Genomic DNA, 14,272 nt, shown 5'->3' with positions numbered 1-14,272 from the left:
TGAAACCACCAACCGCCGGAATGGCGGTTTTTTTGTGCGGTGTTGCGTCCGTACGCCCGAAACGATTATGATGATGGCAACAGCGTAAAAACGGGAGTGGTTCAGTTTGAATAAAATCATGATAGTAGAAGACAGTGAAGACATTCGCGGACTATTGCGGAATTACCTTGAAAAATACGGCTATCAAACCGTGGCCGCCGATGATTTTACAGCTGTTCTTGATGTTTTTTTGCGGGAAAAGCCTGATGTGGTGCTGCTTGATATCAACCTGCCGTCCTATGACGGCTATTATTGGTGCCGGCAGATCCGCCAGCATTCCACAAGCCCGATCATTTTCATCTCAGCCAGAAGCGGGGAAATGGATCAGGTGATGGCGATTGAAAACGGCGGAGACGATTATATCGAAAAACCGTTTTCCTACGATATTGTGCTCGCGAAAATCAAAAGCCAGATCCGCAGGGCATACGGAGAGTACGCCGCCAAGCAGGGAGAGAAAGTGGTTGAATATGCCGGTGTGCAGCTCTTTGTCGAACGGTTTGAACTGCGCTTTCAGGACGAAAAAAGCGAGCTTTCTAAAAAAGAAAGCAAGCTTTTGGAGGTGCTGCTGGAGCGGGGAGAAAAGGTGACGGGGAGAGACCGGCTCATGGAAAAAACGTGGGACACCGACATTTTCGTCGATGACAATACACTTAATGTGTATATCACGCGGCTCAGAAAAAAACTGCGGGAGCTGAATGCGCCTGTTTCCATTGAGTCGGTGCGGGGCGAAGGCTACCAGCTGAGGGCGCTGTCATGAAGCTGTTTCTCCGTTCCCATGCCGTGCTGATTCTGCTTTTTCTCCTTCAAGGGCTGTTTGTCTTCTTTTATTACTGGTTTGCGGGTCTTCATTCTTTTTCTCACCTGTTTTACATATTGGGCGTGCAGCTTCTTATTTTGGCAGGGTACCTGGCCTATCGCTGGTACAAAGACCGCGGCGTGTATCATTGGCTCAGCTCGGACCAGGAAGGGACGGACATCCCGTATCTCGGTTCTTCAGTGTTTTGTTCAGAGCTGTACGAAAAGCAAATGGAGCTGATCCGGCTGCAGCACCAGAAGCTCCATGAGACCGAAGCCAAGCTCGACGCGCGGGTGACGTATATGAATCAATGGGTGCACCAAGTAAAGACGCCGCTGTCGGTCATTAATTTAATCATTCAGGAAGAGGATGAGCCCGTCTTTGAACAAATCAAAAAAGAGGTCCGGCAGATTGAATTCGGGCTGGAGACGCTCCTATATTCATCACGGCTCGACCTGTTTGAGCGGGATTTTAAAGTCGAAGCGGTTTCCTTATCAGAGCTGCTCCAATCGGTCATTCAAAGCTATAAACGGTTTTTTATTCAATACCGCGTCTATCCGAAAATAGACATTCGCGATGATCATCAGATTTACACCGATGCCAAATGGCTCAAATTTGCGATCGGCCAAGTGGTCACAAATGCGGTCAAGTATTCGGCAGGCAAGAGTGACAGACTGGAGCTGAATGTCTTCCGCGATGAAGACAGGACGGTGCTTGAAGTCAAAGATTACGGTGTCGGCATTCCCTCGCAGGACATCAAGCGGGTGTTTGATCCTTATTTCACCGGCGAAAACGGGCGGCGTTTCCAAGAGTCTACGGGAATCGGCCTTCATCTCGTCAAAGAAATTACGGGCAAGCTCAATCATACGGCGGACATCAGTTCGTCCCCCGGTGAAGGGACATCGGTTCGATTTTCATTTCTTACAAAAATGTAAGACTGCGTTAAGAAAACAACATAGCTCGTTCTGTTTCCCCTTGATAACATGGATTCATGTCAAGGGGATTTTTTATGCTGAACGCCCCGGCACTACATGAAAGCAGCCCTGATCAACAAGAATAAAACCATAAGGAGGATTCTCATGGCGTATATGCTTGAAGTCAAACAGATAAATAAAACCTATAAAGGACAAGTATCCTATCAAGCCTTAAAACAAATTTCATTTTCAATAGAAGAAGGCGGGTTCACGGCGGTGATGGGACCGTCCGGCTCCGGAAAGACAACGCTTTTGAATATCATTTCAACGATTGACCGTCCGGATTCAGGCGATATCCTGATTCACGGAGAAAATCCGCACCGGCTGAAGCGGACAAAGCTCGCCCATTTCCGCCGCAAGCAGCTCGGATTTGTGTTCCAGGATTTCAACCTTCTGGACACGCTGACGATCGGTGAAAATATCATGCTGCCGTTAACGCTTGAAAAAGAAGCGCCGTCTGTCATGGAAGAAAAACTGCATGGCATCGCGAAAAAGCTCGGAATCGAAGACCTGCTCAACAAACGGACGTTTGAAGTATCCGGCGGACAGCGCCAGCGGGCCGCCATCGCAAGAGCGGTCATTCATAAGCCGTCACTCATTCTCGCCGATGAACCGACGGGAAATCTTGATTCCAAAGCGTCAAAAGACGTCATGGAAACGATGCAGAGCCTGAACCAGGATGATCATGTTACGGCTTTGATGGTGACCCATGATCCGGTTGCGGCAAGCTACTGCCGCCGCGTCATCTTTATAAAAGACGGCGAACTGTTTAATGAGATTTACCGCGGGGAAAACCGCCAAGTCTTTTATGAACAAATTCTTGATGTGCTGTCTATGCTGGGGGGAAACGCAAATGACCTTTCTTCAGTTCGCTTATAAAAACGTCACGAGAAACAAAAGGGCCTATCTTGCATTCTTCTTGAGCAGCGCCTTTTCCGTGTTGACTTTCTTTACCTTTGCGATGTTCCTGTTTCATCCGGCATTAAAGGAAGGCTACCTGAATAACATCGCCAGAAAAGGATTAACCGCAGCGGAATGGATGATCTTTGTTTTTTCTTTCTTATTTGTTCTGTATTCGGTTAATGCCTTTTTGAAATCGAGAAATAAAGAATTCGGCATCCTGCTGATGCAGGGCATCACGCCGGGGCAGCTGAGAAAGCTCATTACGGCGGAAAACATGATCATCGGCGTCATGTCGATCGCAGCCGGGATTATCGGAGGCTTCATTTTTTCGAAAACGTTCTTTACGGTCGGCGCTTATATTTTAGAAATGGACGCGCTGCCTCTGTATATGCCTTGGAAAGCGCTCGGCATGACGGCCGGCGGATTTCTGCTCTTATTTTTCCTTTTATCGCAGTTCACGATCCTTTTTGTCAGATCAAATACGGTGATCAAATTAATAAAGGGCACTGACAAGATCAAGCCGGAGCCGAAGCCGTCCGTGCTTCTGTCCTTATTCGGCATCGCCTGCCTGTGCGGCGGGTACGGCATGGTTCTGAAAGGCAATGTCCACGGGACTGAACCGTTTATCATTTTACTGCTTACCGTCATTGGCACGTATTTCTTTTTCAGCCAAAGCAGCATCTGGATTCTGCGCGCGCTGAAGAAGTGGAAAACCTTTTATTTGCGCGGGAAAAATGTCATTTGGGTTTCTGATCTTGTTTATCGTTTAAAAGACAACGCCCGCCTGTTCTTTATCGTCAGCATTATTTCCGCGGTAGCCTTTACGGCGACGGGCGTGCTCGCGATGTACAAATCGACCGTCGGGGCGGAAGAGTCCGCCTATGAGATGGAGTATGTATCTTTCAGCAATAACCCAAAAGAACAGACTCATTTGAAAGATATTGACCATGAACTGAAAACACACGGCTTTACGTATAAGAAAGACAAAATAAATGTTTCCTATGTCCGCTATCAGGAAGGAGATACTGTTCCGCCTGTTTACATGATCAGCGAATCGGAGGCGGCGAAGTACTTCCATGTTAAGCTGAACGACCTGAAACATGGTGAGGCCGTGTATTTCCCGGGCACGTATGACCGCAATTTCAAAAACGAAGCGCCGGATCAGCTGAAGCTGCTGAACCAAAAAGGCAAGCCGTCTGACCAAAAACTGACGGTAAAAGAAGTCAAAAAACCGCTGATTTCACTCAATGCCATCATCGCGGTGAACGATCAAACCTTTGATCGGCTGAAATCACTTGGTGATAAAGCGTCATTATACGGCTACAGCTACGATCATTGGAAAGACAGTCTTGGGATCAGCCAATCCTTGAAAAATGAGATTTACGGCAACTATATTGACGTGCATTCTGATTTTATGGCAAAAGCGGGCACCTACTATGATACGGTGCAGCTGCCGAGCTTGAGTTTATTCATCGGCCTGTTTATCGCGATTGTCTTCTTTGTCGCGGCAGCAAGTTTCTTATATTTCAGGCTGTTCACCGATTTAGATGACGACCGGGAGCGCTATCGTTCACTGGCCAAAATCGGTCTGAGTGAGCGTGAAATGTCACAAAGCGTGACGATACAATTGGCGATTCTCTTCTTCTTTCCATTTGTCATTGCCGTCATGCATACGCTGTTTGCCTTGAGAACATTGGCTGTGGAAGGTTATTCCGATGTAGCGGGGCCGCTCAGTCTGACCATCGGAGGATTTTTCATTTTTCAGCTTCTGTTCTTCCTCGCGGTGCGGTCAAGCTATTTGAAAAAACTGAACAAGTAAGGGGAGTGTAAAGATGAAAAAGGCATTGGCAATCCTGGCCGTCTTGGCGGCCGCTGCCGTCATATGCGGGCTTCTCTTTTTTCATAACGATGTTACAGACAGATTTAATCCGTTTATTCACCAGCAAGATGTTTATGTACAGATTGACCGAGATGGCAAACATCTTAGCCCGGGCGGTACTGAATATACATTAGACGGATACAACGCATCCGGAAAAAAAGAAGAAGTGACCTTTTTCGCCGGGAAAGACCTCCGGAAGAATGCCTATTTGAAGGTGAAGGCGAAAGGAAAGTATGTCGAGACTTGGGAAGAAGTCAGGTTTAAAGATATGCCGGACTCCGTACAGTCGAAATTAAAGTAAATCATACAAAACGGCACAGCGTCAGACTGTGCCGTTTTCTTATTTTTTATTTTCTTCAGCCCGTTTGATCAGCATGTCGGTGATGATATCCATCTGTTTGCTGACGGCAATCGGGTCATACGGATAGAAGGTGTTGAAGTCGTTGATAAAGACACGATTGTTCTTTACAGCGTCGAGATTTTTCCAAACGGATGAATCTTTCAGACGCTCAAATGTTTTGCTTTCTCCATTCGGATTGTAATCAGTGATGAACATATAATCAGCCGCATATTGAGGGATGACCTCTTGGGAAACCTGTTTCATGGCGCCCGTTTTCATGATGTCTTTTTCAATAGTGGCCGGCGCTTTCAATCCGAGTGCGTTATAAACGGCTTGGCCGCCGCGGCCGGAATTGTCATTGAAAATCCAGATCTCGCCTTTATCCGTCGTTTCATAAAGGCCGACTGTCTCGTCTTTGCCGATCACACGTTTGAGGCGCTTTTGATCGGCTTCGGCTTTTTTGTTGAAGTCTGCCATAAAGCTTTTGGCTTTATCCTTCGCCCCGGCAATATCGCCGAACAGGCTGACCGTATCTTTCGTATTTTTTGCGGTGTTAAAAGGAATGACAATCGTCGGCGCGATTTTCGAAAGTTTTTCGTATTGATCATCCTTCATCAGCACGATTAAATCAGGCTTCAGCTGCATTACTTTCTCCACATTGACGGGATTGCCGATGTCCGTGGTGTTTTTCAGCTGTTTTTGGATAAATGGATTTTTGAAAGCCCATGAGCCCGCTCCGACGACATTTGCGTCAACGGACAGCAGCTCACCCGCATAAAAGTCAGTGACGATCCGCTTCGGATGTGCGGGTATGTCAATTTTTCCTTTTGTTGATTGATATGTACGCATGTCTGTCTTTCCTTTGCCTGATGCGGAGCTGCTGTTTTCCTTCGCGCCGCTGCAAGCGCTTAAGGCGAAAACAAGCAGAAATGCCAGGCCGATCAGCCACGATCTTTTCTTCATCATGATCCCCCTATTTTAGTGATAATGATTATCATTATTAATATAGCAGGAAGACCTTATTCCGTCTATGTTTTTATAGAAATCCTTTCTTGATTATCCATGTTATAGTAGTAAAGGAGGAGGAATGAATGTTGATTACGAAAAGAGGAACTTGGTGGGAAGTGCTGCACAGCTGGTGGCTGCTGCTGACTTTTGCGCCGTTTGCGCTCACCGCTTTCTTGGCCTTTTTCTATATCGGCTACCGGGCCAAGAACAAAAAATGGCTGAAATACGGACTTATCTATTTTATTATTTTAGCAATTGCTTTTGTGCTGCCGGGCACACCCGGCGTGTATATCGTGCTGCCTCTATGGGCCATCGCCATCATCCACGGGCTGAAGGTGCGGGCGGCTTATTTGATACAGCTTGATGTGTTTAAACAAAACGTCGAAGCGAGAGCGTATGAAGCGGTTAGGCACGAGGCGGAGGAAAAATTTGGCGGAAAACCCGCTCAGCGCATTGACCTGACAAAACAGAGATAAAGACAAATGACAAAGCCGGTATCCTTGTGCTTTGTCATTTGCGTGATCGGGCTATTGCTGGTATGAATGCTGCTGGAACGGTGTGTGATGCTGGGTTTGCGGGAATGATGAAACGTTAGCGTTTGTCATCGGTGAAGTCAGATGTCCGCTTACTTCCTGCTGCAGCTGGTTGCACACATTCACGATTTGCTGACATTTTTGGATGGCCATTTCATGACCCTGCAGCGCTTGCTGAATGGTATGAACGGCATGCTGCTCATGGTTCAGCATCTGCTGAAGCATTTGAATGTTTTGCTGTTCCTGCTGGAGCATTTGCTTGTACTGCTGGCTGCTTTGCTGTGTCTGCTGAATAAGCTGCTGTGCGGTTTGGCGGCATTGCTGCAGCTGATTTCCGCTGTATTGGTTTTGGTACATCATGAAAACCTCCTGGAGTGATTGATTTTACATATTTATCATGTGAAAGAAAATGTGAGGCATTCATGCAAGAATGGCATTCAAATATTTACCTGTTATGTACAGAGCGGAATACAAGGCTCGGGAATGGCCTGTCGAGCTTTGTATTCCGGCCCTTTTTCTCAGAAGCCGCCTTCTGTAGCGTGAAAAGGGATATTGAGTCTGTTTTCGACTGCACGCAGGCGCTGATTCAAACGGTTTAAGCGGCGGGTATGGATTTCAATGGACTGGCTCAGCCGTCTGATCTGCTCATTCATCCGCGTGATTTCCCGGTTTTGGCGCTGGTCTTCTTGTGAGAGGCGGGTAAGCTCTCTCGTTTGCTCGGCATTTTGTCTTTCAAGCTGGGCAACTCTCCGTTCTAAACCTGTCGGCTGCCGCTCTTCGGACTGGTAGGGCGCATAATAGCTTTCCTGCTGATACGGCTCATACTCAACGCGGTTCACTTCGTATTCCTGCTGCTGAGGGAAATAGGCAGGCGGGGTGTAGTACTGATATGGGTTCATTCATCATTCTCCTTATCTAGTGAAGTCTTTATACACTATGTAGTCAATCGCACAGTGCCACGGCATCCGCCTAACTTACAGGCGTAAAAAAAGCTGCAAAGGAAGGTGATCATGTTGCGGGACATACGGATTTTCATCATGATGGTTCTTGTTTTCGGATGCGTCATGATAACAGGCTGCTCGCAAAAGAAAGCGGACGAGACCCCTTTTTATTACGGGACATGGGATGCGGGGCTGAAGCCGGGCCCGATGGACGGAGTCAGATCTGAAACCGTCACGTTTACGAAAGACAGCGTGCTGACAAAGCAGGTCATTAAAGGCCGCGGCGAGGTTCCTATGCCCTCGGATGCTTACAAGGTGATCTCACAAAACACGGACGGAACGATCGAGATTGAATACCTCGGGCGTCCGCACCCCGTTAAAAGCACGTTGAAAAGAGGAAAAAACGATACGCTCATTTGGAAGATATACGGAGAAACAAAAACAATGACAAGAATAAAAACAGGCGGGGAGGATGCACATGAGAAATAAAGCTGCCGACAGACTCGTTTTGACGGGTGTCATCGTACATATCATTCAATGGTTTTCACTGGTATGGTTATTTTTTATGCTTGTAGAGCAGTTCGGGCGTTTTACCATTTATAATCCCAATGTCGTCAACGGCAGTATGCAGTCTTTTTCATTCTTTGATATGATGCGCGCTCTTCTGTTTTCCGGCACGCTGCGGAATACACTCCTGCTGTTTCTGTTTGCGGCGCTGCTCATTTACCTATGGGTGAACGCCCTGTTTATTCTGCTGGAAATCGTTTCTTACATCATGATCAGGCGGAACAGCCGTTCATTATGGGCATACTTTCCCGCAGCGATGGGAATAAAGCTTGCCCTTCTGGACATAGCGGCCGTCCCTTTCTTTGCGGCGGGACTGATTCTCTTAAAGCAGAAAACAGATAACGGCACAGAACAAACCGATAAGAGGACAAGACGGCCCCGTATCCGGAGACAGATCCGGTATAAGCAGAGAAGGCGGAGAAATCCGTCCGTTTAATTTTTCTTTGAAACGAAAAAACGATATGATGAAAGCATAAGACGAAAAGGATACAAAGGAGATGCAGGATGTACAAGTTAATCGCAATAGATATGGACGGAACACTATTAAACGATCATCATGAAGTGACGGCTGAAGTCCGCGGGGCGCTTGATGCCGCTAAAGCGGAAGGGGTCAATATCGTTCTGTGCACGGGACGGCCGATCGGCGGCGTGCGGCGGTATTTGGAAGAGCTGAACTTACAGGAGGAAGGCGACTTTGTGATTGCTTATAACGGCGCCCTCGTCCAAAATACGTATACAAACGGTGTCGTGGCCGAGCAGTCATTAGGTTATGAGGATTTGAAGTCCCTTTACGAGCTGAGCTTACAGCTGGACACTCCGATGCATTACTTTGACACAGCTAATCTGTACACGCCGAACCGGGATATCAGTGAATACACGGTTTACGAATCATATATTACGAAAGTGCCGCTTCATTTCCGCACGATTGATGAGGTGCCGAAGGATATTCTGATTCCGAAAGTCATGTTCATCGACGATCCGGACAAGCTGGAGAAAACGATCGCTTCCATCCCGGAATCATTCACGGAAACATACACAATGGTCAAAAGCGCGCCGTTTTTTCATGAGATTCTTCATCCGAAAGTCAGTAAAGGAAACGCGGTCAAGCTGCTGGCTGAAAAACTCGGCATTGAACAAAAAGACGTCATGGCAATCGGCGATAACGGCAATGATATGTCTATGATTCAGTGGGCCGGCTGCGGTGTCGCAATGGCCAATGCCATCCCGGAAGTAAGGGAAATTGCAAATTTTGAAACAAAATCAAACAACGAACACGGCGTAGCGCATGCGATTCAGGAGCTTGTGCTGAAAAAATAGGCACCCCATCAGAGGGTGCTTTTTTACCGCGTGTTTTGGTGATATGATAAGCGGAGAGGGGAGGCGCGATATGGATCGTGAAAAACAGCAGCTCAGCATAGAAGCGGCAAAACTATATTATCAATCAGATTACAGCCAGCAGCAGATCGCCGAACGGCTTAATCTGTCACGCCCCACCGTTTCGAGGCTGCTTCAGTACGCAAAGGAAAAAGGATATGTCCAAATTCGCGTCATGGACCCGTTTGAGGATCTGGACGAACTCGGCGCGAAGCTGGAAGAAAAATACGGGCTGCTTGAGGCGCACGTCGTCTTTTCTCCAAGTGACGATTACCAGGCCATTACACATTACTTAAGCCGTTATGGCGCAGACTATATGCATAAAACCGTAAAGGACGGCGATATACTCGGCGTAAGCTGGGGGACGACGATGTACCAGATCGCAAGCCGCATGGAGCCGAAGCAGGTAAAGAGCGTTGAAGTCGTACAGCTCAAAGGCGGCATCAGTCATTCCAATGTCAATACGTATTCGTCTGAAACGATTCAGCTGTTCGCCGAAGCATTTCAGACCATGCCGAGGTATTTGCCGCTGCCGGTTATATTTGACAGCGCCGATGTGAAACAGATGGTCGAGCGGGACAGACATATTAAGCGGATCATTGAAATGGGCAGACAAGCCAATATCGCGCTGTTTACGGTCGGAACCGTCCGGGATGAGGCGCTGCTTTTCAGACTCGGCTATTTCCGGGAAGAAGAGAAACAATTGCTGAAAGCGCGTGGGGTCGGCGATATTTGTTCGCGGTTTTTTGACGCGGAAGGCAGGATCTGCAGCAGCAGCATTAACGGCCGGACGATCGGAGTCGAGCTCAGCGACTTGAAAATGAAAGAACGTTCGATTCTGGTGGCGGGCGGCAGCAGAAAATGCAAGGCCATTCACGGGGCCCTGACAGGAAAATACGCTAACGTTTTGATTACCGATCAGCACACGGCCAAAAAACTCATTCAAGAATTGTGACAATTCATGAACATAATTTCAATAACCAATTTACATATGTTCAAAATTCGGTTATTCTAAACCTATCCTAGGAAAAAGGAAGTGCATACAATGTCAATTGCAAGTCAAATAGACCATACTGCTTTGAAACCGCATACACAAAAAGCAGATATTTTACAACTGATAAAAGAAGCAAAAGAGTATAAATTCGCATCCGTTTGTGTGAACCCGACTTGGGTCAAACTCGCAGCGGAGGAGCTGAAGGGCACGGGAGTTGACGTTTGCACCGTTATCGGATTCCCTCTCGGCGCAACGACATCGGAAACAAAAGCATTTGAAACGAAGGATGCCATCTCAAAAGGAGCCACTGAGGTTGACATGGTCATCAATATCGGCGCATTAAAAGACGGTGATGATGAGGCTGTTGAGGCTGATATCCGCGCGGTAGTTGAAGCAGCTGATAAAAAAGCGCTCGTCAAAGTGATCATCGAAACATGTCTTTTGACAGATGAAGAAAAAGAGCGCGCGTGCCGTTTGGCGGTATCCGCAGGCGCCAATTTCGTCAAAACGTCTACCGGTTTTTCGACAGGCGGGGCAACGGCTGAAGACATTGCTCTCATGAGAAAAACAGTCGGACCGGACATCGGGGTCAAAGCATCAGGCGGCATCAGAACAAAAGCTGATGTTGACAGCATGATCGCTGCGGGCGCGAGCCGGATCGGCGCAAGTGCGGGCGTCTCTATCGTGAGCGGCGGAGACAGCGGCAGCAGCGACTATTAATCAGCAGTGCGGAAGCTGAAAGCTTCCGCCATCCTCTTTCTTTGTTGATGCATAAAAAATTGTAAGCGAATACAAATAAAAGGAGAACACATATGAAGTATCTCATCGGAATTATTGGTATCATTGTGTTTTTAGGTCTTGCCTGGCTCGCCAGCAATGGCAAAAAAAGAATCAGAATACGGCCGATCGCCGTCATGCTCGTACTGCAGCTGGTTCTCGGTTATATTCTCCTCAACACCGGTATCGGGAATTTTCTTGTCGGCGGTTTTGCAAAAGGGTTTAACTATTTGCTGGAATATGCATCAGAAGGGATTAACTTTGTATTCGGCGGACTTGTGAATGCGAAACAGACGACGTTCTTCATGAGCGTGCTTCTGCCGATCGTCTTTATATCCGCTTTAATCGGAATTCTGCAGCATTGGAAGGTCCTCCCCCTCATCACGAAGTATATCGGTCTTGCGTTAAGCAAGGTGAACGGAATGGGGAAAATCGAATCTTACAACGCTGTCGCCTCCGCAATTTTAGGGCAATCAGAAGTGTTTATCAGCTTGAAAAAACAGCTCGGCTATCTTACTGAACAGCGCTTATACACGCTTTGCGCATCTGCTATGTCGACGGTCTCAATGTCGATCGTCGGTTCTTACATGATGATGCTGAAGCCGGAATACGTCGTGACGGCGCTTGTGCTGAACTTATTCGGCGGATTTATCATCGCTTCTATCATCAACCCGTACACCGTCAGCAAAGAAGAGGATTTGATTGTCGTTCCTGAAGAAGAAAAGCAATCCTTTTTTGAAGTGCTCGGTGAGTATATAATGGATGGATTCAGAGTCGCCGTTGTCGTAGCGGCGATGCTGATCGGATTTGTCGCACTCATTGCCCTGGTCAACGGCGTTTTTAACGCGGTCTTCGGCATTACATTCCAGGCGCTGCTCGGCTATGTCTTCGCGCCGTTTGCGTTTTTAACCGGTATCCCGTGGAATGAAGCGGTGAGCGCGGGAAGCATTATGGCGACGAAAATGGTATCGAATGAATTTGTGGCGATGCAGACGCTCTCATCCGGCGATTTCCATTTTAGCGCGCATACTCAGGCAGTGGTATCGGTATTCCTTGTCTCATTTGCGAATTTCTCCTCTATCGGTATCATTACGGGTGCGGTGAAAGGACTGCATGAAAAGCAAGGAAACGTCGTCGCGCGGTTCGGGCTGAAGCTGCTGTACGGCGCAACGCTCGTCAGCTTCCTGACAGCGGCGATCGTGGGATTGATTCACTGAACATAATTGAAGGACAGGTGATAGATCATGAGAATGGTAGATCTTATTGTAAAAAAACAAAACGGAAAAGAACTGACAACAGAAGAAATTCAATTTTTCGTAAAAGGATATACGGACGGAAGCATCCCTGATTACCAGGCAAGCGCCCTTGCCATGGCGATTTACTTTCAGGATATGACAGATCGGGAGCGCGCCGATCTGACAATGGCGATGGTCAATTCAGGGGAAACGATTGATCTCTCCGCTATCGAAGGCATCAAGGTCGACAAGCACTCTACGGGCGGGGTCGGCGATACGACGACTCTCGTACTCGCACCGCTCGTCGCGGCGCTCGGCGTTCCCGTTGCTAAAATGTCCGGACGCGGCCTCGGCCATACGGGGGGAACCATTGATAAACTGGAAGCGATCGAAGGCTTCCACGTGGAATTGTCAAAAGATGAATTCATCAAGCTTGTGAACCGTGACAAAGTAGCCGTCATCGGACAAAGCGGCAACTTGACGCCTGCCGATAAAAAGCTGTATGCGCTGCGTGATGTAACGGGTACGGTAAACTCCATCCCGCTGATCGCAAGCTCCATTATGAGTAAAAAAATCGCCGCCGGAGCAGATGCGATCGTGCTTGACGTCAAAACGGGCGCCGGCGCGTTTATGAAAACGGATGAAGACGCCGTAAACCTCGCCAAAGCAATGGTCCGCATCGGAAACAACGTCGGCCGCCAGACGATGGCCGTGATTTCTGACATGTCACAGCCGCTCGGTTTTGCGATCGGGAATGCCCTGGAGGTTCAAGAAGCCATTGATACGTTAAGAGGGGAAGGCCCTGAAGACTTAAACGAACTCGTCCTCACGCTCGGCAGCCAAATGGTCGTATTGGCGAAAAAAGCCGAGACATTGGAAGAAGCGAGAACGAAGCTGCAGGAAGTCATGAAAAACGGCAAAGCGCTTGAAAAGTTCAAAGAGTTCCTGAGCAATCAGGGCGGAGACGCTTCCGTCGTTGACGAACCGTCCAAACTTCCGCAGGCGGCGTACAAAATTGACGTCCCGGCAAAAGAAGCGGGTGTCGTTTCAGAAATCATCGCTGACGAAATCGGCGTCGCAGCGATGCTGTTAGGCGCGGGACGTGCGACAAAAGAGGACGAAATCGACCTTGCCGTCGGCATCATGCTCCGTAAAAAAGTCGGTGACAAAGTCGAAAAAGGAGAGCCGCTCGTCACCCTTTACGCCAACCGCGAAAACGTTGACGACGTGACCGCCAAAGTCTATGACAACATCCGCATCTCAGAAAAAGCGGAAGCACCGAAGCTGATTCATACGCTGATTACGGAATAAGAACAAAAAGGCACATACCCATCAGTATGTGCCTTTTTTTATGGCATAGTTTTATCCAAATGAATGTCACGAAAGCGATCGGAACGAGAGGATATAACGGCGTACGGAAGGTCAGTTCTGTGAGGCGGCCGTCGTTTTTTACATCATGCTTTCGAAATAACAGCTGAGACAGGGCGATTCTTATCCACACCACGACGCCGGCAAATCCGGCTGCAGCGCCGTACCGCTGCGCAGGAGAACCGGATACACATATCGGCAGCCGCCGCGGCCGGAACATGCAAACTCATCCAACACGGAAAAGCCATCACAGCCGCCATCAAAACCCCCAAAACCATCCGGCTTAACTCCAACGGCACCATTTCCGGGGAAATGACCAGAACCTGAACAATAACCGGCAGCAGCAAAGCCCGAATCAACCTGAACGGCACAAATTATGACGGCGTCTCCTGAAAGAATGGGACTCAGGCAAGTGAGAAGGAAGTCGTAACGTTCAGTGTGCTGAGCAGTGACGGCGAGGCTGTTTGGGGAGTGGAGTGAACCAGCACCAGTTCTATTTGGAGGGTGCTTTTTTGCTTGCTAATTAGGAAAATGACCTTCTATT

At 48.2% G+C, this 14,272-nt stretch carries 16 protein-coding genes and 2 pseudogenes; 14 read left to right on the top strand and 4 right to left on the bottom strand.

Annotated elements, in window-relative coordinates; translation table 11 throughout:
* Positions 1–106: 106 nt before the first annotated feature.
* The 5 genes from yxdJ (at position 107) to AADZ70_RS14290 (ending at position 4,892) form a co-directional block, all read left to right on the top strand.
* Entirely contained in the window at positions 107–796 is a 690-nt protein-coding gene (gene yxdJ, locus AADZ70_RS14310) for a two-component system response regulator YxdJ (RefSeq protein WP_047477471.1), read from the top strand.
* Positions 793–1,770: a two-component system sensor histidine kinase YxdK gene (gene yxdK / locus AADZ70_RS14305; protein WP_095241101.1), complete on the top strand. Its 978-nt coding sequence runs from the start codon at positions 793–795 to the stop codon at positions 1,768–1,770. The genes yxdJ and yxdK overlap by 4 nt, the downstream gene beginning before the upstream one ends.
* A gap of 144 nt (positions 1,771–1,914) precedes the next feature.
* Positions 1,915–2,688, top strand: a complete 774-nt coding sequence (gene yxdL, locus AADZ70_RS14300) for an ABC transporter ATP-binding protein YxdL (protein WP_049627676.1) — start codon at positions 1,915–1,917, stop codon at positions 2,686–2,688.
* Entirely contained in the window at positions 2,663–4,531 is a 1,869-nt protein-coding gene (gene yxdM, locus AADZ70_RS14295; protein WP_342007240.1) for an ABC transporter permease YxdM, read from the top strand. The genes yxdL and yxdM overlap by 26 nt, the downstream gene beginning before the upstream one ends.
* Before the next feature lie 13 nt (positions 4,532–4,544).
* Positions 4,545–4,892: a YxeA family protein gene (locus tag AADZ70_RS14290; RefSeq protein ID WP_016937432.1), complete on the top strand. Its 348-nt coding sequence runs from the start codon at positions 4,545–4,547 to the stop codon at positions 4,890–4,892.
* A 39-nt stretch (positions 4,893–4,931) separates the two neighbouring features.
* Here AADZ70_RS14290 and AADZ70_RS14285 read toward each other — a convergent pair whose 3' ends face one another.
* Positions 4,932–5,894, bottom strand: a complete 963-nt coding sequence (locus tag AADZ70_RS14285; protein ID WP_342007239.1) for an iron-hydroxamate ABC transporter substrate-binding protein — start codon at positions 5,892–5,894, stop codon at positions 4,932–4,934.
* A 128-nt stretch (positions 5,895–6,022) separates the two neighbouring features.
* On the opposite strand from AADZ70_RS14285, the gene AADZ70_RS14280 reads away from it, so the two are divergent.
* Positions 6,023–6,415, top strand: a complete 393-nt coding sequence (locus tag AADZ70_RS14280; RefSeq protein WP_045925570.1) for a hypothetical protein — start codon at positions 6,023–6,025, stop codon at positions 6,413–6,415.
* Between the two features lie 51 nt (positions 6,416–6,466).
* Here the strand turns inward: AADZ70_RS14280 and AADZ70_RS14275 are convergent, their stop codons facing one another.
* Positions 6,467–6,829 carry a hypothetical protein gene (locus AADZ70_RS14275; protein WP_016937435.1) on the bottom strand — a complete coding sequence of 121 codons (363 nt, stop codon included), beginning with the start codon at positions 6,827–6,829 and terminating at the stop codon, positions 6,467–6,469.
* 161 nt (positions 6,830–6,990) lie between these two features.
* Complete coding sequence (locus AADZ70_RS14270) at positions 6,991–7,371, bottom strand: hypothetical protein (RefSeq protein WP_016937436.1); 381 nt, start codon at positions 7,369–7,371, stop codon at positions 6,991–6,993.
* Between the two features lie 111 nt (positions 7,372–7,482).
* Between AADZ70_RS14270 and AADZ70_RS14265 the strand changes: the two genes are divergently transcribed.
* The 7 genes from AADZ70_RS14265 (at position 7,483) to AADZ70_RS14235 (ending at position 13,671) form a co-directional block, all read left to right on the top strand.
* The gene (locus AADZ70_RS14265; protein WP_045925567.1) at positions 7,483–7,902 is read left to right on the top strand and encodes a DUF3255 family protein; all 420 of its coding nucleotides are present in this window, start codon (positions 7,483–7,485) and stop codon (positions 7,900–7,902) included.
* Positions 7,892–8,416: a hypothetical protein gene (locus AADZ70_RS14260; protein ID WP_342007238.1), complete on the top strand. Its 525-nt coding sequence runs from the start codon at positions 7,892–7,894 to the stop codon at positions 8,414–8,416. Before AADZ70_RS14265 ends, AADZ70_RS14260 begins: the two co-directional genes overlap by 11 nt.
* 68 nt (positions 8,417–8,484) lie before the next feature.
* A complete protein-coding gene (gene yidA, locus AADZ70_RS14255; RefSeq protein ID WP_016937439.1) occupies positions 8,485–9,297 on the top strand; it encodes a sugar-phosphatase in 813 nt (270 codons plus the stop codon).
* Positions 9,298–9,367: 70 nt separating this feature from the next.
* On the top strand, positions 9,368–10,309 hold the full coding sequence (locus AADZ70_RS14250; protein WP_060963897.1) for a sugar-binding transcriptional regulator: 942 nt from the start codon (positions 9,368–9,370) through the stop codon (positions 10,307–10,309).
* 90 nt (positions 10,310–10,399) lie between these two features.
* Entirely contained in the window at positions 10,400–11,068 is a 669-nt protein-coding gene (gene deoC, locus AADZ70_RS14245; RefSeq protein WP_016937441.1) for a deoxyribose-phosphate aldolase, read from the top strand.
* A 92-nt stretch (positions 11,069–11,160) separates the two neighbouring features.
* Positions 11,161–12,342: a NupC/NupG family nucleoside CNT transporter gene (locus AADZ70_RS14240; protein WP_342007237.1), complete on the top strand. Its 1,182-nt coding sequence runs from the start codon at positions 11,161–11,163 to the stop codon at positions 12,340–12,342.
* Positions 12,343–12,369: 27 nt separating this feature from the next.
* Complete coding sequence (locus tag AADZ70_RS14235; RefSeq protein ID WP_016937442.1) at positions 12,370–13,671, top strand: pyrimidine-nucleoside phosphorylase; 1,302 nt, start codon at positions 12,370–12,372, stop codon at positions 13,669–13,671.
* Positions 13,672–13,744: 73 nt separating this feature from the next.
* Here the strand turns inward: AADZ70_RS14235 and AADZ70_RS14230 are convergent.
* Positions 13,745–13,888, bottom strand: a pseudogene (locus AADZ70_RS14230) (amino acid permease); the annotation flags it as partial.
* Here AADZ70_RS14230 and AADZ70_RS14225 point away from each other — a divergent pair.
* Positions 13,878–14,208, top strand: a pseudogene (locus AADZ70_RS14225) (glycoside hydrolase family 43 C-terminal domain-containing protein); the annotation flags it as partial. The pseudogenes AADZ70_RS14230 and AADZ70_RS14225 sit on opposite strands and share 11 nt — an antisense overlap.
* Positions 14,209–14,272: the final 64 nt, after the last annotated feature.

Source organism: Bacillus sp. YBsi01, from assembly GCF_038406745.1.
Taxonomy (GTDB): domain Bacteria; phylum Bacillota; class Bacilli; order Bacillales; family Bacillaceae; genus Bacillus; species Bacillus siamensis.
The sequence above is the reverse complement of the archived record's forward strand: the minus strand, read 5'-3'. Positions and strand labels throughout refer to the sequence as shown.

Coding starts and splice junctions, on each gene's coding strand:
- yxdK (WP_095241101.1), top strand. CDS start 793: ATGAAGCTGTTTCTCCGTTCCCATGCCGTGCTGATTCTGCTTTTTCTC.
- yxdL (WP_049627676.1), top strand. CDS start 1,915: ATGGCGTATATGCTTGAAGTCAAACAGATAAATAAAACCTATAAAGGA.
- yxdM (WP_342007240.1), top strand. CDS start 2,663: ATGACCTTTCTTCAGTTCGCTTATAAAAACGTCACGAGAAACAAAAGG.
- AADZ70_RS14290 (WP_016937432.1), top strand. CDS start 4,545: ATGAAAAAGGCATTGGCAATCCTGGCCGTCTTGGCGGCCGCTGCCGTC.
- AADZ70_RS14285 (WP_342007239.1), bottom strand. CDS start 5,894: ATGAAGAAAAGATCGTGGCTGATCGGCCTGGCATTTCTGCTTGTTTTC.
- AADZ70_RS14280 (WP_045925570.1), top strand. CDS start 6,023: ATGTTGATTACGAAAAGAGGAACTTGGTGGGAAGTGCTGCACAGCTGG.
- AADZ70_RS14275 (WP_016937435.1), bottom strand. CDS start 6,829: ATGTACCAAAACCAATACAGCGGAAATCAGCTGCAGCAATGCCGCCAA.
- AADZ70_RS14270 (WP_016937436.1), bottom strand. CDS start 7,371: ATGAACCCATATCAGTACTACACCCCGCCTGCCTATTTCCCTCAGCAG.
- AADZ70_RS14265 (WP_045925567.1), top strand. CDS start 7,483: ATGTTGCGGGACATACGGATTTTCATCATGATGGTTCTTGTTTTCGGA.
- AADZ70_RS14260 (WP_342007238.1), top strand. CDS start 7,892: ATGAGAAATAAAGCTGCCGACAGACTCGTTTTGACGGGTGTCATCGTA.
- yidA (WP_016937439.1), top strand. CDS start 8,485: ATGTACAAGTTAATCGCAATAGATATGGACGGAACACTATTAAACGAT.
- AADZ70_RS14250 (WP_060963897.1), top strand. CDS start 9,368: ATGGATCGTGAAAAACAGCAGCTCAGCATAGAAGCGGCAAAACTATAT.
- deoC (WP_016937441.1), top strand. CDS start 10,400: ATGTCAATTGCAAGTCAAATAGACCATACTGCTTTGAAACCGCATACA.
- AADZ70_RS14240 (WP_342007237.1), top strand. CDS start 11,161: ATGAAGTATCTCATCGGAATTATTGGTATCATTGTGTTTTTAGGTCTT.
- AADZ70_RS14235 (WP_016937442.1), top strand. CDS start 12,370: ATGAGAATGGTAGATCTTATTGTAAAAAAACAAAACGGAAAAGAACTG.